This is a genomic window from Pseudomonas sp. EU05-FHT14B02 (genome assembly GCF_058791055.1).
Genome location: NZ_JBYTDD010000064.1, coordinates 1 through 1198, shown reverse-complemented (window position 1 = coordinate 1198; position 1198 = coordinate 1). Strand labels below are relative to the sequence as shown.

The window sequence follows — 1198 nt, the reverse complement described above, 5'->3', positions numbered from 1 at the left end:
GGTAATCCCCCCTGAAATCAGTACTCGTCAGAAGTAGAATTTTCTCCTAATCGGATCAAGGAAATTTTGCGTGAAGACATCGCGTTTTTCGGACAGCCAGATCATCGCTATCCTCAAGCAGGCCGAAGCCGGCAGCCCAGTCCCTGAGCTTTGCCGCGAGCATGGCATCAGTTCGGCAACCTTCTACAAGTGGCGCGCCAAGTTCGGTGGCATGGACGCTTCATTGATGGCCCGGCTGCGCGAACTGGAGGATGAGAACCGTCGCCTTAAGAAGATGTACGCCGAAGAGCGCCTGAAGGCCGAGATCATCCAGGAAGCGATGGCAAAAAAGTGGTGAAGCCATCTCGGCGGCGAGAGATGGCGCAGCGTGCAGTTCGCTCTGGTCGAGCTAGCATCAAGCTGGCATGCCAGGTCTTCGGGGTTAGCGTCACCTGCTATCGCTACCAGCCACGGTTGTCCTCGGAAAATGCCGAGATCGCCGACCACCTGATCCGGCTTACGCACAACCAGCGCAACTGGGGTTTCGGCCTGTGCTTCCTGTATTTGCGCAACGTGAAAGGCCACCGCTGGAATCACAAGCGGGTGTACCGGATTTATCGCGAGCTGGAGCTGAACCTGCGAATCAAGCCGCGCAAACGCATCGTGCGTGAGAAGCCCGAGCCTCTGGCTGTGCCGGAGGCGATCAATCACTGTTGGTCGATGGACTTCATGCATGACCAACTGGCAGACGGTCGCAGCTTTCGCCTGTTTAACCTGATCGACGACTTCAACCGCGAAGCCCTGGCCATGGATATAGACCTATCACTGCCGGCAGAGCGGGTGGTGCGTGCGCTGGATCAGGTGATCGAATGGCGTGGTAAACCCCGGTCGATTCGCAGTGACAACGGCCCGGAATACATCAGCAGCAAGCTTGTGCTGTGGGCAGAGAAGCATGGCATCCGCCTAGAGCATATCCAACCCGGCAATCCCCAGCAGAATGCCTACGTCGAACGCTATAACCGCACGGTACGTTACGACTGGCTGGGGCATTACCTGTTCGAGTCCATCGCTGAGGTGCAAGAACACGCCACACGATGGATCTGGACATACAATCATGAGCGACCAAATATGGCCCTGGGAGGCATCACCCCCAAACAGAAGTTGGCCCTCGCGGCCTGACCTCTACTTCTGGTGAGTACTAAAAATGGGAGGATTACCG

At 56.8% G+C, this 1198-nt stretch carries 1 protein-coding gene; it reads left to right on the top strand.

Going from position 1 to position 1198, the window contains the following annotated elements; all coding sequences use genetic code 11:
• Nucleotides 1-70 precede the first annotated feature (70 nt).
• Nucleotides 71-1158 (top strand): IS3 family transposase gene (locus tag AC3WTM_RS29480; protein ID WP_102669258.1). Its coding sequence is split into 2 segments (ribosomal slippage): nt 71-323 and nt 323-1158, totalling 1089 coding nucleotides; the frame shifts between segments, so codons are not numbered across the junction.
• Nucleotides 1159-1198: the final 40 nt, after the last annotated feature.